At 42.6% G+C, this 22,488-nt stretch carries 17 protein-coding genes; 3 read left to right on the forward strand and 14 right to left on the reverse strand.

All coding sequences use genetic code 11. From position 1 onward, the window contains the following. Nucleotides 1-6: 6 nt before the first annotated feature. Nucleotides 7-3,171, reverse strand: coding sequence for a KAP family P-loop NTPase fold protein (locus AC3E9V_RS20565; protein ID WP_488750049.1), 3,165 nt, complete (start codon nt 3,169-3,171; stop codon nt 7-9). A gap of 325 nt (nt 3,172-3,496) precedes the next feature. After that, nucleotides 3,497-3,721: a helix-turn-helix domain-containing protein gene (locus AC3E9V_RS20570; RefSeq protein ID WP_488750050.1), complete on the reverse strand. Its 225-nt coding sequence runs from the start codon at nt 3,719-3,721 to the stop codon at nt 3,497-3,499. Between the two features lie 93 nt (nt 3,722-3,814). Between AC3E9V_RS20570 and AC3E9V_RS20575 the strand changes: the two genes are divergently transcribed. Continuing rightward, nucleotides 3,815-4,057 (forward strand): hypothetical protein, encoded by a 243-nt coding sequence (locus tag AC3E9V_RS20575; protein ID WP_488750051.1) that lies wholly within the window; start codon nt 3,815-3,817, stop codon nt 4,055-4,057. Between the two features lie 890 nt (nt 4,058-4,947). Here the strand turns inward: AC3E9V_RS20575 and AC3E9V_RS20580 are convergent. From AC3E9V_RS20580 to AC3E9V_RS20635, 12 genes are all read right to left on the reverse strand, one after another. Further along, the gene (locus tag AC3E9V_RS20580) at nt 4,948-5,235 is read right to left on the reverse strand and encodes a hypothetical protein (protein WP_488750052.1); all 288 of its coding nucleotides are present in this window, start codon (nt 5,233-5,235) and stop codon (nt 4,948-4,950) included. A 12-nt stretch (nt 5,236-5,247) separates the two neighbouring features. Further along, on the reverse strand, nt 5,248-5,865 hold the full coding sequence (locus tag AC3E9V_RS20585; protein WP_488750053.1) for a hypothetical protein: 618 nt from the start codon (nt 5,863-5,865) through the stop codon (nt 5,248-5,250). After that, nucleotides 5,831-6,034, reverse strand: coding sequence for a hypothetical protein (locus AC3E9V_RS20590; protein WP_488750054.1), 204 nt, complete (start codon nt 6,032-6,034; stop codon nt 5,831-5,833). Before AC3E9V_RS20590 ends, AC3E9V_RS20585 begins: the two co-directional genes overlap by 35 nt. After that, nucleotides 6,035-6,817 (reverse strand): hypothetical protein, encoded by a 783-nt coding sequence (locus AC3E9V_RS20595; protein ID WP_488750055.1) that lies wholly within the window; start codon nt 6,815-6,817, stop codon nt 6,035-6,037. Beyond that, on the reverse strand, nt 6,814-9,276 hold the full coding sequence (locus AC3E9V_RS20600; RefSeq protein ID WP_488750056.1) for a hypothetical protein: 2,463 nt from the start codon (nt 9,274-9,276) through the stop codon (nt 6,814-6,816). The genes AC3E9V_RS20595 and AC3E9V_RS20600 overlap by 4 nt, the downstream gene beginning before the upstream one ends. Nucleotides 9,277-9,282: 6 nt before the next feature. Next, a complete protein-coding gene (locus AC3E9V_RS20605) occupies nt 9,283-10,383 on the reverse strand; it encodes a S8 family peptidase (RefSeq protein WP_488750057.1) in 1,101 nt (366 codons plus the stop codon). After that, a complete protein-coding gene (locus AC3E9V_RS20610; protein ID WP_488750058.1) occupies nt 10,383-11,504 on the reverse strand; it encodes a hypothetical protein in 1,122 nt (373 codons plus the stop codon). The genes AC3E9V_RS20605 and AC3E9V_RS20610 overlap by 1 nt, the downstream gene beginning before the upstream one ends. 1,191 nt (nt 11,505-12,695) lie before the next feature. Beyond that, nucleotides 12,696-13,784: a Gfo/Idh/MocA family oxidoreductase gene (locus AC3E9V_RS20615; protein ID WP_488750059.1), complete on the reverse strand. Its 1,089-nt coding sequence runs from the start codon at nt 13,782-13,784 to the stop codon at nt 12,696-12,698. 290 nt (nt 13,785-14,074) lie between these two features. Further along, the gene (locus AC3E9V_RS20620; RefSeq protein WP_488750060.1) at nt 14,075-15,469 is read right to left on the reverse strand and encodes a Gfo/Idh/MocA family oxidoreductase; all 1,395 of its coding nucleotides are present in this window, start codon (nt 15,467-15,469) and stop codon (nt 14,075-14,077) included. Between the two features lie 253 nt (nt 15,470-15,722). Continuing rightward, on the reverse strand, nt 15,723-15,902 hold the full coding sequence (locus tag AC3E9V_RS20625; RefSeq protein WP_488750061.1) for a hypothetical protein: 180 nt from the start codon (nt 15,900-15,902) through the stop codon (nt 15,723-15,725). Further along, the gene (locus tag AC3E9V_RS20630; RefSeq protein ID WP_488750062.1) at nt 15,899-17,299 is read right to left on the reverse strand and encodes a purine-cytosine permease family protein; all 1,401 of its coding nucleotides are present in this window, start codon (nt 17,297-17,299) and stop codon (nt 15,899-15,901) included. The genes AC3E9V_RS20625 and AC3E9V_RS20630 overlap by 4 nt, the downstream gene beginning before the upstream one ends. Before the next feature lie 112 nt (nt 17,300-17,411). Further along, the gene (locus AC3E9V_RS20635; RefSeq protein ID WP_488750063.1) at nt 17,412-18,449 is read right to left on the reverse strand and encodes a GntR family transcriptional regulator; all 1,038 of its coding nucleotides are present in this window, start codon (nt 18,447-18,449) and stop codon (nt 17,412-17,414) included. Nucleotides 18,450-18,777: 328 nt separating this feature from the next. On the opposite strand from AC3E9V_RS20635, the gene AC3E9V_RS20640 reads away from it, so the two are divergent. Both AC3E9V_RS20640 and AC3E9V_RS20645 read left to right on the forward strand, forming a co-directional pair. Next, complete coding sequence (locus AC3E9V_RS20640) at nt 18,778-20,880, forward strand: bifunctional aldolase/short-chain dehydrogenase (RefSeq protein WP_488750064.1); 2,103 nt, start codon at nt 18,778-18,780, stop codon at nt 20,878-20,880. 333 nt (nt 20,881-21,213) lie between these two features. Further along, nucleotides 21,214-22,488, forward strand: coding sequence for a sugar isomerase (locus AC3E9V_RS20645; RefSeq protein WP_488750065.1), 1,275 nt, complete (start codon nt 21,214-21,216; stop codon nt 22,486-22,488).

Genomic DNA, 22,488 nt, shown 5'->3' on the forward strand with positions numbered 1-22,488 from the left:
TTATCTCTACTTCATCCTGTCAATAACAGGTTTCATACTTACAATCTCAGTATCGAGTTCAAATTCTCGATGTTCACACCATGCACTAATCCGGAACCTACTATACTTAGTCAGGTCGAAGGTTTTGTAGATTTCTGGTTTATCTCGATTATTAAAAACTTCTATTTTATGATTTCCTGTTTTAGCATCAGGGCCAAAGACTAACCTGATTCTATCCCCTCCATAAGAAAGGTATCTTTCCGGATCGCTTGTGGTTTGAGGTTTAACTACATATTCAGTTATTTCGAGGACATTTGGATCATGCCACGTTCCATTGAGCTTTCCCACTACAACATTAATATCAGGAAACCCGGGAAGTCCATGCCTTGGCCCCTCTATATCGGGGAATTCTTTTATATCTACTTTATCAGCAAATTTTAGCCCAAACCTCCAGTAAATACCATTGACAGGAGTTATATGAATTTCAGTCGCATGATCTAAATGGAACAATTCAGGATACCGTAAGTCATCATTTCTATTAGGATCATTCTTGGGGGAAGGTTGATTTTTGAATGAAAACCGATTATGCTTTCTGGCAAACCTAACTGTCTCCTTTATGGTCTCAGGGATTCCGACCCAAGCGTTCTCAAAATTGACCCACAAGTTTTTTAGCTGATCTTGATTCAATTGAAATTCGAGTGCCCTGTGTTCATTCTTTACCGATAAGTCCAAATACTCGAGTAGTGAAGACTTTTTAAATTTAGGATAGTCGGCTTCTGAAATAAACTCCCTCAATTTCTCCTTAGATTCAAAAACCTGAAGAATGAAAGGTTCAAAAACAAACTTTAAATCCGGGTTTGGAGAGCTGGCTGATCTTATATTAAGATCCAAATATCCAGAGGGGTCATCCTTAATAAACTCTTTGAACTGTTTAATAGCTTTTGGCACAAGCCATCTCTGCTTTGTATCCTCTTCAATATTTTTTATTTGATTATAAAAAATGTTAAACGAACTATCATCAAATATTTCCGAGGCTTCAAGATACTTCTCGAAAAGTTTCAGGTTAATTTCCTGGGCATCGAACAATGACAAAAAACTAACCTTAAACTCTTTCTCCTGATATAGATAACTTCTTATGATTTTAACTAAAAAATTTGACCTGTTCAAAAGTTCCAATAATGAATCTGTTTTAGAAAGAACTAATTGTCTGAAATGATTTTTCTTGCTTTCAATTTCATCGAATATCTCATAAGTATCAACAAATAAAAACAACTCACCACCATCACCTTTTGACCAATTGATAAGAAAAAGAAGAAATTCAAAAACCTCCTTTCCATCAGATTTCGTTTGAGATTTAAGTTCTTTTGAATTCCTTTTCAAACTATCTCGTAGGTAATCACCAAATCGGAAATCATATGGCTGATTGAAAAATTCATGAGAACGATACTCACCATTCTTAATTAGGGGCAAAAGCTCGGATCCTAATAATGTGGAAGCAGGGATACTGTGATAGAAGTAGGAATCAAAATGATCAGTTGTATTTATTTTTCCAGGAAAATAAGTTGGTTTTTCTGGAAATAGTATCTCCAAAATCTTGGTTATTTGGGCAAAGTCAGTATCAGACAGGAAATTCTTATAAGATTCCTTTCCTTCCAATTCTTTCAAATGATCAATTATCACATAATCCGTTGAACCCTTCGTGCTTCTCTTTAGAAGTGTTTTCAATTGGAGTCCTTCAATACTACCAAATATTTCAACTCTTTTATCCCATAAGATATCCGGAAGAAATGAATACTTCACTTTCAAAATTTCAAAAAGAAAAAAATCAGAAGGATATAACCTGTACCCGTATAAATTATAATTTGAGATTAGTGAATTAAGAAATTTCTTAACTTCTCGAAACTGAATAAATGGATTAAGATCATTTAAATGATCCTTAATTTCGTCAATATCTCTTTCTAAGAGCCTGATGTCATTTGATCCAAAAAATTTATCATTCAACAGCTCTAACAATTGATCTCGTGGAACCGGGGTTAAGGGTATTTCAAGATCAAAAAACTTATCCAAGGCAACATCAAGATTCCTTTTATTAAAATCCTGGAGGGCATGTAATAGGTAGATTTTATCGTAGCAGGAAACGTAAACTGTGTTAGCAAAGTCCCCTGTGTTTCTTATTAGTTTCAGTACATCAGCAATCTCCCGAGAATCAAGTCGATCAAAATCATCAATGAATATTACCAATCTTTTGCTGAGTTTTTTTATTGCTTCATTCACCTTTCTGAACTCATCATGAGTAGATCTTGGCCTGCTTAGTACTCCGCCAAGTGCCTCGCTGAAACTCGTTTTAAAGCTTTTATCTACCTGAATCAGAGATTTCAAGTAGACATCCAATTTGGAGCTCAAAGAGGTGTCATATTTACTTAACTCAGCTTTGAGGGAGTTAATGAAGCTTTTTACTAAAGATTCTCTTTCAGTAAAAAGCCAGGGACTAAAATGGACGATTATCGAACCCTCTAATTTCTTTTCCAAAGTCTTGATAAATGAAGTCTTCCCTATTCCCCATTTACCAACAATACCGATAGAAAATGTATGATCAAAGTGAGATTTATTTAGGTCATCCGCCAGTTTTTCAATTGTTAGCTTCCTTGTGGTCTTGTCATCGTCTTCAGAATCAATAGGGTGATTTTCAATAAATTGTGACTCATTCTTTTTGGACGCTAAAAAAAGGACATATCCAGACCTTATGAATAGTTCAAGGACAAAGGGAATACCCAGAAAGATGGCATAGTCAATTTTCAGAAGTTTGGATTTAAGGAACACAAAATCATCCAAGAGAAAACCCTCAACAACATATAACAGAAAAGCCAGAAAGAATACTCTCAACACTCTAAAGCTAATCCTGCCTTTAATTATTAGCCTTAAAACCAAAGAAACTGAAAAGGATATCAATAAGAGAAGAAAAATAGTTTCAAGCCAGTATTGGCTGTAAGCACTTTCAATGATCAGGTGGGTTTTCCTCATGCCCATAAAAGCATAACGAACTAACAGGTAAAGGGAAATTATGATTGCGAAATTAATAGTCCATACAAGAATCTTCAGGTTAAGATTTTCAGGTCTTAGACTATCCCGGTCGATTCCGATTTCCTTCAGGTATGTATTCAAAAGGGTGTTCCTATTAGATTCTTTTCCCATTTCTAAATTTTGAGTAGTATATCAGGTGCTGGCATACAACTTAACAAATCTTCCATCATAAAACTAATCAACCATTACCCATCACAAGCACACCCAGGCCCCTCATTACAATCTTTACTTTTAGAAATACAAGAGTCCCCACAGGCTTTACCGGTAGAGCAGGTTTTGCAGCAGGTACCATCATCCGAGCAGGAATAAAATGCAAGGGCGGAAAACAGCAAGAGGGTTAAGGTCATTCTTTTCATAAAAGGCAGTTTTTAAGCAATCCTACAAATTACAAAACTCCCCACCCTTGTAAATACCCTAAATGGGGTATTTTATCAAATTATTGCTTATCCACTTTATTCAGAAAGGTACCCGGAGTGATCTCCAGTACTTTGCAGATCTTGTAGAGATTGGTAACAGAGGGTGAGAGCACGCCCCGCTCGATGCGTGAAATGTAAGATCTGTCCAGGTTAGCCTGGTTACCAAGTTTTTCCTGGCTGAGCCCCTTTTCCGTCCGTAATACAGACAGCAGCTTTCCAACACGGATGTTAAGGTCACTCTTCATAACTAAGAGTGAAACTATTGGACATTTTTCAATATATTTGAGGACTATAATCCTCAATACTATTATAACACGCTTTAATCGCTATTAAATCCTATGAACCCATCAAACATCCCCGAAACAGACCACCACATCCTCTCCGAACTCAATGAGCTCTTTGAATTTGCCTCGCCCGGAGATCTGCGGCGTAGCCTGCTGGACCTGTATTTTCACTGTATGACCACCAGTGAGACACCAGACCTGCCAAATCATGAAGAGCTTAACCTGCACTTTTACTACCTGATCAACTTCCTAAATGAGGTAGAATCGATAAATAATGCTTGCCCACTGAAGCTTTAGCGTAAGTGAGCTCGCCCGCCGAAGCTTTAGCATAAGTGGGCTTGCCCACCAAAGCTTTAGCGTAGTGGGCCTGCCGACCGAAGCTTTAGCGTAGGTGGGGAGAAAAAGATGAACGCCAGAAAAGGTCAATAACCTCATCTGGCGTGAAAACCTGGCAGTAGTGCAATCATACTTCTATATCGAACGGAAAACCTGGCAGTAATGCAATCATACTTCCATATCGAACAGAAAATCCGGCAGCAGTGCAATCATACTTCTATATCGAACAAAAAACCCGGCAGTAGTTCAATCGCACTTCCATATCGAACAGAAAACCTGGCAGTAGTGCAATCATACTTCCATATTGAACGGAAAACCCGGCAGCAGTGCAATCATACTTCCGTATCGAACGAAAAACCCGGCAGTAGTGCAATCATGCTTCCATATCGAACGAAAAACCCGGCAGTAGTGCAATCATACTTCCATACTGAACAGAAAACCCGGCAGTAGTGCAATCATACTTCCATATCGGACGGAAAACCTGGCAGTGACAAGCGCGTATTTATGCCCCCCTGGCGCAAGCGTCTGCGCGACCCGGTCCCCTTGTGCTCCCAATCCACCACTAAGTCTCCCAGGTAAGCCCAAGGCCTCTTCACTCCTGCACCCATTCTTATCACATGTGATATGCTCGTTTGTATTGACCCAGTGGTTGTTGTCTGCTCCTCATGGAGCCTTAACTTTGAACTGAAACGGCGGCTAGAGGAAGTGAAATGGATTTGGCTCCCGTAATGGTTGAAAACAAAAACCCGCCGCTGGGGATCAACGACGGGTTTGTTTTATTTCTCTATTAAGAAGTCGTATGACGACTATCTACGCACTGAAAGAGTCGTCAGACGACTAAAATCATCCTTTTATTCGGCTGCTTCTTCTTCCTCACTTGCATCTCTCCGGGTCCTGCGAGCTGCCACCTGGGTCATTACACGGCTGGTCTGCTCGTTGACCAGGCCGGTCCACTCCATGTTGGCGCCCTCCTCTGCGGTGCGGGCCACGTTGCGCAGCGTGGGGATCAGGTCAGCCACCAGTGGTGAGAGAGCTTTCCTGGCTTCTTTCAATGTGGGGTAGTTTTGCTTTGCATCTTCTTCCAGCCGTTCGTTGTAGATGGCTTTGAAGTCTGGTGAGATCTTACCACCAATAAGCAAAGCCTATTATCTTCATTCGCTTTTAATTATACCAGCTATTTTTCTAACTTTTATATCTGTACTCCTTTCATCTTTTATTTTAGCAACTAACTCAAAATTAGAGTAATTAACGAAAATGGCATTAGGTATAGAATAATTAAAAATCCCGTTATCGTTGGTTTTGAGATTCTTACGAAAGGACTCTTTACCATTCTGGATAAGTGTCAGTTCAATGTGGTAATCATTTGAAGGGTCGTATTGCGCAACTCCATTAACCAAGTACTCATCAAATCCTTTTACGTCTAAAGTATCAGTGTTTTTGTAAATAAAGTCAGGAGTTGTAATTGCAATAAAGTTCCACTTTTCTGTATTAGAGAAATCTTGCAAATAAGTGTTAAATCCCCAAATCGAGATGCCGATAATTTCAACTAAACACGTATAGAACAATTTCCTTTTATACTCTTCCTGAATATTGATAATACCGATAAGAGATAAGATTGTGATTATTCCTGTCAGGACAAATAAAATCGCACAAGTCCAAGCAATAAATTCTATAATCATTGATATTTTATTTAAAATTTGAATTTCATCTGTATGATATACAACAAAGCCATTATTAAAGACAATACTTACTTCCAGATATTTTTTCACCCTTCGGAATCACCGGATCAAGATTAATTTGTACAATAGTTTCTCCGATGCAATTTCCTGGTGATCTTGTCCTATCAGAGCTATTTTCTGGTTTCCTTTCCTCTTTAATTAAAGATTCCGTGATTGAGTAAAAATCATCCAACCCGTAGGCTTCTGCTTTTTGTTTCATTTACAAAGTTTTTTGGACACAGTATTCCACTGGAGTGAAAAGGTTGTCAATGATAATCGTATCCTTCCCATTTCCAATCACTACAAATTCACTAAAGCCAAATTCTGACTGTCGGGAACCCCAGTCGTAGGTATAGCCAAGCCCGGTAAATGGAGAGGCGTCTTTGCCTTTCACCTTACTCCTTTGTTCAAAATACCATTCATGGTAATCTGAATCAACAGTTACTTCCATTTTTGCCAGACAGGTTCGATCATTTATTTCATTATCAAGGCAAGGCCGTTTTAGCACATTTAGCGGCACCCATACTTCCGCCAGAAGTGTTTTATCAACTCCATGAGAAATTCCGAGTTTCTGCTTTAGACGCAATAAAAGACTTTCATTACTCTCGAAAACGTGACTATTGCAGAAGTCTTTCAGTTCGGGAACTATTGTTAACCAAATAGCTTCATCCAAAGGAATAATCCATTTTTTATCCTTCTTTTTTAATGCATTCTCAAACGAGGATTCCTTTTCTCTAGATAACCAGGTCATGCATTTAACATACGTGGTATCCTTAATAATTCTGAAATGCAATCTGGCATTATCATCTGAAACAACCGTCAGGTGATAATTCTCTCCTTCTTCAATAACCCTGGCATCCTGAACGGCGAGTTGAAAGAGGGAATCGAGGTAGGGATCTGAAGGAACCACTTTACAGGACTCAGCTACTTTTTCAGGATCGCAGTACTTGGAGCAGTTGAAAAAAAAGCAAACAATAAAAATCGCTGATAAGCCCTTCATCATCTTCCTCCCTTATAAATATTAATTATTGGAATATCTATTGTGATGAAAGCGTTCCATCTCCAACTAGGTTTCAGAACGTTTGGAGTTGCTGCAATTCCATCATCATCAACGCCAATATTGAAAAGGCCAGGCCCGAATTGTCGACCAAAACCAACAGATAAGGGTAAGTCCCATCCGAAACCATACACCAAAAAGACTCCAGGGGAGAATATATTCCCAAGTGTGATGTCTTCTTGAATCTCAGCATCATCATTTGACAAGCGAAGTTGAGCTATTGCTCCTACATCTAAGATTGGAACGAATGCGGATATAGAACCTGCACTTTTTAAAGAAATTGGTGTGTAAGATATCCCCACAGGAGCAGTTAAACCGGCTCTTTGATCCCAAGTTTGTTCAACAGTAACTTCCGATTCGGTCCGAATGAATGCGCCTAAATACCCATTGACTGATATGTTATGACTATAATATTTCTTTACTGAAGAACTCCCTACCGGTAGCGCTGCTGATTCAATGGCAGATTTGACTTCATTAGGATCATCCGCATTAATCATATTTGCCATGAAAGTTCCATATCGGAGAATTTTAGGAATAGTCTCGCTATCTTTCCTTATCGCGTCCAGACCCTTACTTTTTCCTTTTCTTGAAGCTGAGAAAAGGGGTTCGTTCATTTTATCATTTTTCTTTGATTTTTTAATCAAATCAAATGTCTCAGCATAAATACTGGAAGCATTCATGATCGCAGCAGAATATTGCTTTTCATAAATGTTTTTATACAAATCGTTTCCATTTCTGGCTATTTTGAAATAAGAATCAGCAGAAACATTTGGATTAATTTGTTTGACAATTTTTACTCCGAACTCTATGACATCAATTGACGTATTGATGTATTGATAATAATCTTCCTTTGAGCTTTCTTTACCTTTGGTTTTTACCTCATCGATAGCCTCCTGGACGGCTTTGCCTTTTTGCAATAGTTCTACAAACAAGCTTTGAAGTGTAATTAACCGATCTTTGTTGTCTGCCAGATAAGTATGAACTTTAATGGTATCATTCTTTATTATTGATTTTTTCTTAATTATTTCTCCTACACTTAAGGTTTTACCTTCTTTTAACGTCTTACCAAAAAGATCCCCATTTAGAAAGCTATTTTTCCCAACATATCGTTTTTTACTTAAAGTAGTATCCTTTTTTACTTTCCAGTCAGTGATGAAATATAGGTCTTCCTTTATGCTTTCTTGGTAGATTAATCCAAGAAAAATTTTGAATGTGGTTTCGTTCTTCAGAATCTGGTTTTTGAAATCTTTAACTTCAACCCAACTCGGGGAATCGTACTTTTTGATCAAAGTAGTATCGATACTTATTGTACTTGTATCGAGTTTTAAATTTTCCCCATCGCAACTAAATAATGTGTTCTTTTTCTCAACAATGATGTACCTGTTAGTATCTCCTTTAAAGTAAGTCTCATAAATCTTTTCAACCTTCTTAACCAAGGTTATGATTGAATCATTAATCGGTTTGGTCTGACAAGTTTTTTTCTTGATTGCAATTGATGTATCAGAAGAAGACTCTGAAATCAGAATGAGTTTATCACTGTATCTGACTGAATTGCTTAAAAGATGAGAAGTCTTGAACGCATTATGGAGATTACGAAGAGCATATTTATCATTTGAATTAATAGCATCATCTCGATCTTTCCATACCGGTAGGTCCTTAAACTTTTCAATTACGTCAACAGGGTGCATCCCCTCCTCCAAATCAATGGTCAATTGCATCATGTTGATGCTTATAAGTATTTCTGGGAATTCATCTATCAGCTCTTTGTATTTCGGAAGCAGGAACACATCATCAACATTATAGATAAGCTGCTTTAAGTCATCATGAAATGCTTTCCGTAAGCTAGGGATAAACGTAGAATACTCATCTGGTGAAAATTCCTGAAGAAAGTCCTGTGTTGTCTGGAACAATACTTCTGCCTCTGGATATTTTTCAAGGAATTTTTTCAGTCTTCTAAAAAAAACAACATTTATTTCTTCATTTGCCCTATCGATAAGAAACTGAGAGAGACCATCAGCAAAGTTGGTGACGTTAAGGCCTTTAAGTTTATTTAATGAACTGCTAGTCAGCGATTTAATTGGATTCTGACCGGCGGCTCCTGCTCCTGAAGGTAAGTATCTATTAATGAAAATGTTTGACTCATAAAAATTATGTACATCAGCCTTTGTTGTGGTTGGATCAGTTTTTTGTGGTTCAGGTATATAATTCTTTAAAATTTGATACACGCTATCAATTTTATTGTTTTTGAATAAATCCTTTTTAATCTGATTTCCAGTATTTGGATCTATAACCAAAGAATCTTTCTTGATAAATGTGCTAAGGTTAATTGCATCATAGTACTGAGTTTGAGCATTCAGACATGATACAAAGGTTAAAACGAAAAATAGTGTATTGATTAATTTCATGGTTAGTCATTTGTTTAATACTCGTTGTAGAATTTTTTTAGGATTAATCGAGCCAAAACCACTTTCTAGATTTCTATCCATTGTTCCAGAACCAGACTCCTCCCTGATAATTAATCCTAATTGATCATAACTGATCGAAATATTATTCTTCTTTAAAATACCTACCAATAGGGCAAGAAATCCAGAACAATATGCAGTAGCAATGCTCGTGTCGCTGATGAGCTTTCTTGATCCTATGATTGTCGAGTTAATATCCTTTCCTGGACATAATAATTCCAAGTATTTGCTCCTATTAGATAGAGGAATTCTTTTTCTGTCTGGTCCCATTGCACCTACTGAAATACATTGTTCGTAAGAAGCAGGATACACATTTTTTATAATTCCAGACTTACCTCCGTTACCAACTGCCGCAGAAATAAAGACTTCTCTATTCTTCTTGATCTCAAAAATCGCATCCCTGAGTAAACCCCAGTTTTCAAACTCATAGCTTATCGAAATAATATCGGCTTCAAATTCATAAGCTGACCATCGCAAAGCATTAACTAGGCTAAATGGAGTGAAATCTTTAAGGTTACTATCACTTGCCATTTTAGCGATAAATATTTCGGCCTCAGGTGCTATCCCAATGATATCATCTCCCTTTTTCCCAAATATTACCCCGGCATTTCTAGTACCATGACTTTCTGCAGTATCAGTATCATTAAAATTAGTCCCTGGAATATCAGCCTTTGAAGTCATTCGGGTAAAATCCCCACCACTTATTTTACTATTCCTTAGAAATTCGTGAGTAGTGTCAATTCCAGTATCAAGAATCGCCACCTTAGCACCGTCACCACGGCTAAATTGCCACAATGCTGGTATCATAAGGTCGTTTTGCCACCAACCGATCTTATCATGATCGTAAGGAAAGTACCAATTGGTCCCACCACTCCATACATATGTATCATTTTTAAGCTTATACCAGACTGAATTACCCTCAATTTTATCACCATAAACGATATCAACAATTTCCACTACATCCCCTTTTTCATAATAAACCTTATTCTCGGCAGTCAAGCTCGGTTGTCTTATCCGTTCGTTCAGGTATGTATTTACAACCCCCTTCATCACCCTACTCGTTTTCTTGCAGGTACCACATCATTTCCCGTCCCTTTACCAGAGGAGCCGGAAGACTGATTTCTTCCTTCCTGTTGGCCAGAGGTAGGCTGCGGAACAGAGGTTCTTAATTTGACAAGTTTGTTCAACAAGTCAAACCAAAAGGGTGCACCCATCGAAATGGCAAATGCCGTGATCCAATACCCCAGGGTATAATAAGAATTCCACATCGTGCAGAATACACACCTGAAACTCGCATTGTCCCACCCTAAGCCATACACGGAATTTGCTTTTTGCAGGTCACTGGCCAGACTGTCTTTCATTGCTTTATACAAAGAATCAGTATTATTTTCGTGTTGTTCCATATAGGCTATGGCAAGCTGAACCGACTGCTCTCTAAGGTCCTTGTCCACAGCAAGCCTTTTCCCTATCTCTATGGCATCTATCCTGAATCCAATAGCCAAACCTAATCCAATCAACAGCAGCAACCCCTGGACCTTCCTCTTATACCAACCCGTAGCCCGTTCATTCATGTGATCAAACCAGTCTTCCAGCAGCGACCTGAATTTGGCAATATCACTGGAAGATTGATCCCAGTAAGTACCTATCTGCTTTCTGGTTTCATTACCTATTTTATCCTTTTTCTTAGAATCAGAGGCTGTACCATCCTTGGAGGCCAGGCTATTTCCCTTAAGAGCTTCGTCGATCTTTCCCTTGTCAGAACTATCCACAGCATCCTTTCCCATTTCCTTTAGCGCCTCTACTAGCCCTAGGGAAAAGATCTCTGCTCTCATGTAAGAAGGCTTATTATGAGAACCTCCCTCACTCAAGAACTTTATTTGAGGCTGGTTATAAAAAATAACAAGAAGACTTTTTCCAGATCGAATAAACCATGTTTGAAAATAGACCAAAACCCATCCAAACATTCCACCAAGGAAGAAGAAAAACCGTTGTAAAAAACCTGTTTTAGCTTGAGTATCAGTAAGCATTCTTGCGATTGTCCACTTCAACACTTGAGCACGTAATCCGATCATGGATGCAATCAGCTCTGCAACTACAGAGGACAGGAGGCTGTAAAGAAGGAAAATGAAAGCCAGGCCAATGAAAACATCCAGTGCAACAAAACCAGTCATTATATAAGTGCTTAGGTTAGTCGGTACAATTTCAAAATATTTATAGATTCAGTCAATACCCACTTTTAGGTATTTTTCACTCACCGGTATCACTATATCAAGATTAATTTGTGTTATAGATATTCCCGGTGCATTTTCATAACGGTTTAGTGCCATTTTCTCTTACTGTCTCCGGCTCTGAGGGCTTACTCCCAAAGCCCTTCTTCCGTCATGTACCTTATAAAGCTCGATGAACGCTCTGAAAAAAGGAAATGATCTTTATAAGTGACGGCTGGAAGTTTGTGAATGCCCTATATTCCTTTATGAGTGATTTCTGGCATAACGGAAATAACGGGTAGTGGTGGTCTTACACTTACCATTTCCGCATCAGTGATCTATAGCCGACTTATAATTCTAAGTACAAATGCAGGTGACCGAGGTATACAGATGTCTTATTACCCCAACCGGGCGCCCTCTTAAATCGTGTAAAACCACCCCGGCCTCCGGCCACCCCTCCTTTCCTAAGGAGGGGACTGGTTAGCGTTATGTTGGTAGTTTACTGTCAAATTTTCAGAAGGTTTATAATTTTTGCAGTGAATGCTGCTCCCCTCGCAGGGGAGCTGTCCGGAGGACTGAGGGGTCCACATGGGGAGGTGCCTGGTACACCTACGCCTGAGGCTACGGTACATAAGAAAAGGCGAAGGGGTCCACAAGACAAGGGGAGGTGCCCGTACACCTTCGCTAACCACGTGCCTCGAAGCTCCAGCGAAGAGGCAAGCTACGGATGCATACAAAGGATTGAGGATGAATCCACCCCCTTAGTCCCCCGCCAGCGGGGGAGAATCTGATTCAAGGTGCACGCTATCAATTTTCAGAAGGTTTATAATTTTTGAGTGAATGCTGCTCCCCTCGCAGGGAAGCTGTCCGGAGGACTGAGGGGTCCACATGGGGAGTGCCAGGTACACCTGCACCTGAAGCCACGGTGCATAAAAAAGTCTGAGGGGTTTCACGGCAGGTCGGGTAAACGGAGCGTAGCAGATCCAGGCTGGTTGGTAATACCATAGAGACTAAAAAAAGGCCACACATTTACGTGAGGCCTCTATTTTCACCGCCGATCTTAATGATCTGACGGCAACTTAAATCGAAAATTGCATTTAGCAAAACATTTAAGAAACATTTTAATCGGGATGTGGTCAACCAGGCCCTGAAATATCACCCGATCTCCACTCGCTTCCCTGCCTTAGCCGACTTAAAAACAGCCTCCACTACCCGTATATCCAGCAATCCCTCCTCTCCCGGCACGATCGGCTGGGTGTTTTCCTTTATAGCCCTGGAGTCGTCATCCATCTGCCTGGCCTGCTGATTGGGTATCGTTTTATTCAGCAGCTTACCATCACTGGTTTTGCCTTTGATGCCACTATATGACTGGAAAGGAGACAACATGTACCAGCCATCCGCACAGTCAGCCCGCAGCTCGTTCATTCCTTTGCCCAGGCTGGTAGCACAGTCAGCTACAGCGCCGGAAGGAAATTCCAGCTTGAAATAAGTGAACTCATCCGCATTGTCATAGATCTCCGGGCGGTTGGTCTCATGGCGGGCAGTTACCGCAATGGGCTCTTCACCGGTGACATACCGCGCAGCATTCAACGGATAGACTCCCATATCATACATGGCTCCTCCTCCCATATCCCAGTTTTGTTTCCAGTGATCGGATCTCGGATCGAAGTACCCGGCACGCGCCTCCACCTCCCGGATCTTTCCATAAGCTTTCCGTTCGCCAAACTTAATAATGGTCTGAGTATTGGGTTCATGCTGCATGCGATACCCGATGGTCAGCTGCCGGTCATTTTTCTTACAGGCATCTATCAGCGCCTGGCATTCCTGCTCATTCATGGCCATCGGCTTCTCACACCATACGTGCTTGCCGGCTTCCGCTCCTATGATGCCGTATGCACTATGCATGCTTGGCGGCAGCACAATGTAGATCACATCGATATCCGGATTATTGGCCACCTCACGCATGGTCTGGTAGTTATAGACATTTTTATCTTTGATGCCATACTTTTCCTGCCAGACAGGGATCTTCCATGGACTCCCCGTCACGATCCCTTTCAGCTCACATTCCTCCGTCTGCCGGAGAGCCGGAGCAAGCAGATCGGTACTGTAATAACCCAGCCCTACCAGGGCTACTCCCAGCTTTTTCTTTTGCTTTGGGATGATAATATTGGCAAAACCCGGTGAGCTGGCCAGCAATGCTGCAGCTCCGGTGGATTTGATGAAGTGTCTCCTTGAAATGGACATAACGAATTTGTTTTAGCTTTCTTTGTAAAAGTTAACAAATATTGATTCGTCAGGCAATTGAATAGCGTTTATCTATAAAGTAAGCTTAGTGAGAAAAAGAGAAACAAAAAATACCAATACTCCCCTTTAGGAAAAGGGCGAAGGCCTGGATTAAAACTGAATATCGAAATCCGAAAAAATAACACAAATCCAAAAGCCCAAAATTCAAAATGGGCCTGATCCCAGTTTCCTGATTTTTTTCATTTTGAATTTGCTTCGAATTTCATGCTTCGGATTTCGGATTTTTTTTACTATATCCGCTTAGCCCTGGGCTCCAGTGTGGTCAGCTCAGCAATGCGTATAGGCTCATTGCGCTCTATACTTTTTCTCGCCGCTACTCCGATAAGTATCGACATAGCGCCATCTCTAACGCCGGCAGCTCGTGCATAGGGATCCTCTTTTTCAGGGTTCACAAAGATCTTTTCATGGAGCTTTACATCACCTCCGCCATGCCCTTCACGGCTCATAGCTACTTTGACCAGATCATACTCCTCCCAGAGCTTATGCACCACGATAGGTTCCTGCGAAACCTCTCCTTCCCCGGACTGGTCCATTTCTGTCGCATGGAGCTCCGCCTGACCCACGGAGGTGTTTTTGAAATGTGGGATGTCCAGCCAGGCCTCTATCCTACCCTTGGTTCCATTAAATGCCACTTTCCACCCTTCATAAGGAGAGTAAGTCGTAAGGTTATAGTTCAGGATCACGTTGTTTTGATACCTAACCTGCGCAGACATTTTATCATAAATGTTCACCTCATCCCTGTAGAGGCAATTGTCCCGGATGTAGCCATCGTGCTTTTCATGGTCAGCATAAAGCCTCATCATAAAATCGCTCTTAGTCATATCCCAGTAAAAGTCACATTCTTTAGTATGCGGACATGACCGGCAGTTACCCCCCTGGAAAGGCCCGTTATTACCGTAATGCTCCAGGTCCCCATAAGCAAAAACCTCCGCCGGATCAGAGTCCAGCCACCAGTTGAGCAGATCAAAATGGTGCGTGGCCTTATGCACCCACAGCGTACCGCCCGACTCTCGCTCCCCATGCCACCTTCTGAAGTATGAAGCACCATGATAGGTGTTCAAATACCAGCTAAACTCTGCTGAGGTCACCTTCCCGATCTCGTTGTTCATCAAAAGCTCCTTGATCTTGGTGGCGTATGGGCTCCATCGATAATTGAACCCTACGATCAGGTTTTTATTAGAAGCTTTCTCGGCATCCAAAATCGCCTGGCACTTATCTTCATCAGTGGTGAGAGGCTTTTCCGTTAGCACATCACACCCCATCTTTAGTCCTTTAATAATAAACTCATGGTGCGTAGAGTCTTTGGTGGTGACGATCACCAGGTCGGGTTTAGTCTCCCGAACCATTTCTTCAAAGTCCAAAAAAGTAGGACATTTTACGCCAATGTAAGAGCGTCCGTATTCCAGACGTCCCGGGTTGATATCCGAAAGACCAACAAACTCCAGGATGTCACTGTATTTCTCCACCAGCCGTTTACCCCAAAAAGTGATCCCCCGAATACCTGTTCCGACAAGAGCCACTTTAAGTTTGCGGTCAGCAAAGCCAAATCCAAATGAGGGAATAGTAGCGGAAGCAGCCGCTAACATACTGATCGAGGTGAGAAATTTCCTTCGGGACTGATTCATTTGTTTAGAAGATTTAAGGGTTGTGCAATCGTTTGCTTTAATTTAAACATTTTCTCCACACATTCCGAGTGATCTTACAAACTAGTGTCATGTTAACCGTAAAATGGCGTTTACTCTCGCTCACCCTTCGGTGGCCAAAGGCTTGCCGCAAGCGAGGCCCTCAGTAAGCTGAAGGGGATGGCAGCGCGCAAGATTGCCCCTTTAGGGGATAGGGGTGCGATGGAGAATGCGTCAAAATAGATGTGACACAACACTAGTTAGTATCATCTTTGGAGAGCATCCATACAGGAGCGCTCACAAACCAGCAAATGGTAAGCACCAGTGTGATCACTTTGTTGGTCTCCACATCGACCTGTCCGGCAAAAACCATTAGTGAAACAATGATCAAAGCAGCTAAAACTGCGTAGGAAAAATATTTCGCGAGGATTTTCATGATTGAATTCCTTTTTGTGAGAATTTACTGATCAGGAGATACAGGATACCACACAGTATCCATGCCGGTGCAGTGAAAAAGGAAAGAAAGATCCCATTAGCCTCCGCCAGGTAATAGCACAAAGCCATACTTCCACCCCAGGCCAGGATTACTGCCCAGTTAAATTTAATGCCACTTTTCTCAGCATAATCACTAAGTATTCCTGCCTTATTAGAAAAGTAAAAATCAAAGAAGATCACCGCTCCTATCGGTGCCAGAATAAAGCCGTATAAAGCCACAAAATCGAGTAGCTTCATCGCAAAAGCTGGAAATACACCTGCCAAAGTAGCCACTCCGCCAGCCACCAGCGTCACTGTAAAGCGAGACGCTTTTGGCATGATTGCCTGAAAGGCTAAACCAGCTCTGTAAATGGTTGGGTTGGCAGTCGTCCACCCGGCTATGATCACCACAATCAGCCCGGAAATCCCGATGACATCATAGGCCATTGGTCCCGGAGATACAGCGGGTGCCTCGCCATTAGCCAGGGAGGCTTGCGCATCCGGAGACTTCAGGTAAAGAGCATAAAGCAACCCTGCAGCGATCCAGGCAATGAAGTGTCCGAGATACATACCGCTTGCCGGGGTCCAGCCAGATGATTTGTGTTTGGCATAGCGAAATACGGACAAGTCAGACATCCCCACATGCATAGCAGCGTTACAAAACCAGCTGAAAAACAGCACATGCCAGAAGGTAAACTTGATCTGTCCGGGCAATGGATCACTACCCTCCCCCCACAGCGCCCACAGGTCTCCAAAGGAACCGATCTCCAGTCTTTTTGCAGCAACAAGCCCAAAGGCCACAAATAATATGATCATCCAGGGAGCCGCTACATTCGCAAAGCGAGATACGGAATCGTACCCACGGGCTGCGACAAAGGCTATAACAACACCTACAGCGAGGACAATGACTACCCAAAGTACATTGGTCGGATACATATCCGTGAGTGCCGGCATCTCCATGTCAAACGGGATACCAACCGCAGTAGCAGAAACAGTGATCATGGCTCCTGCCAAAAAGCAAAAAAGCACTCCATTTGCCAGGTTGTAAATGGTCACCAGGTACCTGCCACAGATCTTTTCCAGCTGGTAGTATAAAGTAAGCCTGGATTTCATAGCAATGGGGACGAGGATATATCGCCAGCTGGCTACAGCCAGTAAATTCCCCAGCAAGAGTCCTACAATCAAATCAAAGGCGCTGACGCCCGCTGCCAGGAACAAAGGCCCTATTATCAACTCCGTGCCCGCCGTATGCTCTCCGGCATACATGCCTAAAAAACTCTTCCACCCTTTTAAGGATTTTTCCGGTACCGGTTCTCTTTCAAACTCGTCAACAACCGGGGCCTTACTTGATTCTGCCATAGAAATAAAAATCTAATTTGAGCCTGATTTTGAAATCAGGATTTGCGTTTCCTTTAAAAATATCGGAAAAAATTAGGAAACCTTTTACTCCCAAGCGTCCTGAACCCTCCTGTCAGAGCGTATTTCTCGGGATGAGTTTGAAGTCATTTTTCACTTTAATCGGCTCATTTTTCAGTATCACCTCAGCAGCCAGCCTCCCCATCTTTTCAAAATCAGTCGTGATCACTGAAATCCCTCCGGTAAGCACCTCTTTCAATGGAGTATCATTATACGAAATGACCCCCACATCGACCCCCAGCTTATAATCAGCAACCCGGGTTTGCTTGATTAAATTAATGAGGTCATTCTCTTCAATAACCACATAGGCCACATCTTTCTTGATACTTGCATCCGGTCCGATCTCACTAATGACCTCACTATTGACCTGATTAAAAGTACAGAACCTCTGGAATCCGGCAACAATCTCCTTGGGATAAGGATAATTTTCTGTTTCAGGAAAAACCAGGATCAACTGCTTGTACTTTTTTATCTGATCCAGCCCCTGAACCAAAGCATCATAGATATCCATCTTAAAATCCTGATAGATCAATCCCTGATAATGGTTAATACTCTCGATGTTGTTATCCAGCAAAATCACCTTTTCTTTTGGCAGCTTCTTCAAGACCCCAGCAAAATCCCTCAGATCATAGTCAATGAAGTGAGGCATGATCACATAGTAGTTATAAGCTGACATTCGCTCTGTCAGGATCTTTTCGAAAAGGTCATAATTGCAGTGATATATGAAAAGATCAATATGCGCTTTAACAGAAAGCTCATGAGACAATGAATTAAAAATGACCTTTTTGTATGAACTGAGTTTGTTAAAAAGAACCAGGACCTTCAGCCGACTCTGAGGATTGGCATTGATCACATAATAGCCTTTCCCCATAACGGATTCTATAATCCCCTGATTCTTAAGCTCATTGTAGGCCCTTTCCACCGTATCACGAGCTAAAACATAATGAATACTAAGCTTATTAATGGAAGGAAGCTTTTGTCCATATTTTATTGAACCTACCTCAATCTTACTAATAATGCTATTAACTATCTGCTTGTACTTAGGCGTGCTGGAATCGTCACGGATCTCCAGGCTTAGAAACTCTTCCATCATCTTTCAACTATTCAATCTCATTTTGATAATTTACTCTTTGCGACAGAACAAATAAACGATATCTCTTGATTTTTTCGCAATGTAATCGATTTCACAAGAATAATTCGGCACAGTACAGGATGGAATTACCTCTTGCCATGGCCATTTTAGCAACATCAAATTCATGAAATGAGCATGATGCTCAACCTACGCGGTCCGACCCAAACATTGAGAACACGGGGACGCCAAGTCCAACTGGGTATGCCTGGTCGGCCGCAATCAAAGTTGGGTGGCAAACCGCTGATTTCAGAAACTTTAAACACATAAAATTGCAAAAATATTATCATTGATGAGCACATTGACATTTAAACATGTAGATTATTTGTGGGACGAAAGCAAGGCCGCCGAGCTGAAAGGTGATGAAGTCGCTTTACTCCTGTATCGATCAAATATACTTGGAGCTGACCTTCGGATCACCAACTATGGTGGGGGCAATACCAGCTGCAAAACCATCGAAAAAGATCCGCTGACCGGTGAAGAAGTAGAGATCATGTGGGTGAAAGGTTCCGGGGGAGATATCGGAACGCTGAAGCGGGATGGCCTGGCAGGACTCTACGTGGACAAGCTACGTGCACTGAAAAATGTATACCGGGGGCTGGAGCATGAAGACGAAATGGTTGAACTGTTCAATCACTGTATCTATGATCTGGACTCACGGGCTCCATCCATTGATACGCCGTTACATGCTTTACTTCCATATAAGCATATTGACCACCTGCACCCGGATGCAGCCATCGCTATTGCTGCTTCCAGGGATGGCGAAAAGCTAATGCATGAAATTTATGGTGATGATTTCGCATGGATACCCTGGCAGAGACCCGGCTTTGATCTCTCGCTTAAACTGGAAGCTGCCATTGAGAAAAATCCGAACCTTAAAGGCCTTTACCTGGGTGGGCACGGACTCTTCACCTGGGGAGAAACAGCTTATGAATGCTATGTTAATAGTCTGGAGGCTATCGAAAAAGCAAGTCTTTACATCGAAAAGCGTGCCGGCAAAGACCGCCCGGTATTTGGCGGCCAAAAAGTGGAATCATTACCAGAGACCGATCGCAAAGATCAGGCAGCGCAATTAGCTCCGGTACTCCGTGGTTTGGCATCAAGCTATGCTCGCATGGTGGGTCATTTCACGGATAGCGAGCGTGTGCTGGAGTTTATCAACAGCAATGACCTGACCCGACTTGCCCCGATGGGTACCAGCTGCCCGGACCACTTCCTGAGAACGAAGATCAGGCCTCTGGTTTTGGACCTGCCAAAAGATATAGACTTGTCTGACAAGGCTGCCATCAAAGCCAAGCTGGAGCCAGCCTTTGAAGACTACAGGGAGTATTATAAGAAATATTACGAAGACCACAAGCGATCCAACAGCCCGGCTATGCGGGACCCCAATCCCGTGATCATTCTGTGGCCGGGAGTTGGCTTATTCTCATTTGCTAAAAACAAACAAACTGCCCGGGTAGCCAGCGAATTTTACATCAATGCGATCAACGTGATGCGTGGCGCTGAAGCGGTATCAGAGTACGTTTCACTTCCCCTTCAGGAAGCTTTTGATATTGAGTACTGGCTGCTGGAAGAGGCCAAGCTGAAGCGTATGCCAAAAGAAAAGCCGCTTTCACGCAAAGTGGCATTGATCACCGGAAGTGCCGGTGGAATTGGCAAGGCGGTAGCGGATGTGCTGGCTGAAGAAGGAGCCTGTGTAGTACTGACGGACATAGATGCCGACCGCCTCAAAGAAGCCAATGAAGATTTCGGAAGGGACGTATCCACTTACGCTACACTGGATGTGACCAATGAGGAAAGCATTGTCAACGCTTTCAAAACTGCTTCCCTGGCATTTGGTGGAGTGGATATCATTGTCAACTCTGCTGGTCTGGCCATCTCCAAGCCGATCGAGGATACTTCGGAAAAAGATTACGATCTACTGATGGATGTTCTCACGAAAGGACAATTTACCGTTTCGAAAAAAGGTGTGGAGATCCTCCGAGCACAGGGACTTGGCGGAGATATCGTCAACATCGCCAGCAAAAACGGCCTGGTTTCCGGACCAAATAACGTGGTATATGGTACCGCCAAAGCTGCCCAGCAACACATGTCGCGACTGTTGGCCGCAGAGCTTGGAAAAGACAAGATCCGCGTGAATGTGGTCAATCCTGATGCAGTAATTGAAGGCAGCAAGATCTGGGAAGGAAAATGGGCTGAAGGCCGGGCAAAAGCTTATGGCATTTCAGTAGAAGAACTTCCTGCACATTATGCAAAAAGGACCCTGCTAAACGAAATCATTTCTACGGAGGATATCGCCAATGGTGTCCTGGCTTTTGTGGGTGGCAAGCTCAGCAAAAGTACCGGCAACATCCTGAATGTGGACGGTGGAGTAGCAGCCGCATTTGTACGATAGGAAGTTTTGCATTGGCAAAGGCTCAATCAGACGATCAGAGGGGAAAGGGTAAGGTCTGGTCAAACAAAAACCTTAACTTAATAGTCCGAAGATATTTTGAAGGTAATTCAAAGGCGAATTTTAGTTAACCCTACTTTGTCAAGTTATGACGAATGATCATTGTGGGGTATGGGTTTGATACAAATATTTCCCCTTTTCTTTTTCAAAGGGGGCTGATGGGGGTTATATAAAATTCATCAAACCCATACCCCTTTTGCTGCTTAATTATAACTTGAAAAAGTAGAATTAAAGTGAAATCGTTTCTGAATACCAAATAAGAAGAAAGACGAAGTAATGATAACAGCATCAGATATTGCTGAGCTAAACGATCAGCAGGTAAAATCACATGAGCGGGATTTCCGGTTTTTGCAGGAAAGTCTGGAGAAGCAGGGACATAAAACGGAAGAGATCCTCTCCAAACTCCATCAGTTCCAGATAGCCATCCCCAGCTGGGCGCTGGGCACCGGTGGGACACGGTTTGGTCGTTTTCCGGGAGGTGGAGAGCCACGCTCGCTCGAAGAAAAGATCCGGGATGTAGGACTTCTGCATCAGCTCAATGCCTCCAGCGATTCGATCAGCCTGCATATCCCCTGGGACATTCCGGAAGATGCGGCAAGCATCATGGAGCTTGCCGAATCAGTGAACCTGAAGTTTGATGCGGTAAACTCCAACACCTTCCAGGACCAGGAAGATCAGGAGGTTTCGTATAAGTTCGGGTCATTGTCCCACGCAGATCCGGCCGTTCGAAAGCTGGCCATAAGTCACAACAAAAAAGTGATCGACTATGGTGTGCAGCTTGGCTCCAAAGCGCTGACCGTTTGGCTGGCGGATGGGGCGTCTTTCCCCGGCCAAAACAACTTCCGGGAAGCGTTGCAGCGGACCCATGAATCACTGAAAGACATATACAGTCACCTGCCGGATGACTGGACCATGCTCATAGAGTACAAACCGTACGAGCCGAATTTCTATTCTATGGTGATCCAGGATTGGGGCACTTCTTTCCTGCTGGCCAATAAGCTGGGAAAAAAGGCCACTACGCTGGTAGATCTGGGGCACCATCTCCCTAATACCAACATCGAGCAGATCGTAGCTACGCTGATGATGGAGGAAAAGCTGGGCGGTTTTCATTTCAATGACAGCAAATATGGTGATGACGATCTGACGGTAGGCAGTATAAAGCCTTATCAACTGTTTTTGATCTTCAATGAGCTGGTGGATGGCATGCAAAACACCAACAATCGGGATCTGGCCTGGATGATCGATGCAAGCCATAACCTGAAAGACCCGATGGAAGACCTGCTGCAATCAGTAGAAGCCATTAAGCTGGCCTATGCTCAGGCGCTGATTGTAGACACCAACGCCCTCAAAAAAGCACAGGCTTCAAACGATGTAACTGCAGCCCAGGAGATTTTGCAGAAAGCCTACCGAACGGACGTACGCCCGCTTTTGGCGGAAGCCAGAAGAAGAGCCGGAGCGGCGCTGGACCCGGTGGCAGTGTACCGTAAAAAAAATGTACGCAAGCAATTGATCCAGTCCCGGGGTGCCAAAACCGTAGCAACCGGCCTGTGA

The sequence above is a fragment of the Marinoscillum sp. HNIBRBA16962 genome (assembly GCF_057801515.1).

What these genes read in the sequence shown, in the direction of transcription:
- AC3E9V_RS20565 (WP_488750049.1), bottom strand. Translation starts at nt 3,171, where the DNA reads ATGGGAAAAGAATCTAATAGGAACACCCTTTTGAATACATACCTGAAG.
- AC3E9V_RS20570 (WP_488750050.1), bottom strand. Translation starts at nt 3,721, where the DNA reads ATGAAGAGTGACCTTAACATCCGTGTTGGAAAGCTGCTGTCTGTATTA.
- AC3E9V_RS20575 (WP_488750051.1), top strand. Translation starts at nt 3,815, where the DNA reads ATGAACCCATCAAACATCCCCGAAACAGACCACCACATCCTCTCCGAA.
- AC3E9V_RS20590 (WP_488750054.1), bottom strand. Translation starts at nt 6,034, where the DNA reads ATGAAACAAAAAGCAGAAGCCTACGGGTTGGATGATTTTTACTCAATC.
- AC3E9V_RS20595 (WP_488750055.1), bottom strand. Translation starts at nt 6,817, where the DNA reads ATGATGAAGGGCTTATCAGCGATTTTTATTGTTTGCTTTTTTTTCAAC.
- AC3E9V_RS20600 (WP_488750056.1), bottom strand. Translation starts at nt 9,276, where the DNA reads ATGAAATTAATCAATACACTATTTTTCGTTTTAACCTTTGTATCATGT.
- AC3E9V_RS20605 (WP_488750057.1), bottom strand. Translation starts at nt 10,383, where the DNA reads ATGAAGGGGGTTGTAAATACATACCTGAACGAACGGATAAGACAACCG.
- AC3E9V_RS20610 (WP_488750058.1), bottom strand. Translation starts at nt 11,504, where the DNA reads ATGACTGGTTTTGTTGCACTGGATGTTTTCATTGGCCTGGCTTTCATT.
- AC3E9V_RS20615 (WP_488750059.1), bottom strand. Translation starts at nt 13,784, where the DNA reads ATGTCCATTTCAAGGAGACACTTCATCAAATCCACCGGAGCTGCAGCA.
- AC3E9V_RS20620 (WP_488750060.1), bottom strand. Translation starts at nt 15,469, where the DNA reads ATGAATCAGTCCCGAAGGAAATTTCTCACCTCGATCAGTATGTTAGCG.
- AC3E9V_RS20625 (WP_488750061.1), bottom strand. Translation starts at nt 15,902, where the DNA reads ATGAAAATCCTCGCGAAATATTTTTCCTACGCAGTTTTAGCTGCTTTG.
- AC3E9V_RS20630 (WP_488750062.1), bottom strand. Translation starts at nt 17,299, where the DNA reads ATGGCAGAATCAAGTAAGGCCCCGGTTGTTGACGAGTTTGAAAGAGAA.
- AC3E9V_RS20635 (WP_488750063.1), bottom strand. Translation starts at nt 18,449, where the DNA reads ATGATGGAAGAGTTTCTAAGCCTGGAGATCCGTGACGATTCCAGCACG.
- AC3E9V_RS20640 (WP_488750064.1), top strand. Translation starts at nt 18,778, where the DNA reads ATGAGCACATTGACATTTAAACATGTAGATTATTTGTGGGACGAAAGC.
- AC3E9V_RS20645 (WP_488750065.1), top strand. Translation starts at nt 21,214, where the DNA reads ATGATAACAGCATCAGATATTGCTGAGCTAAACGATCAGCAGGTAAAA.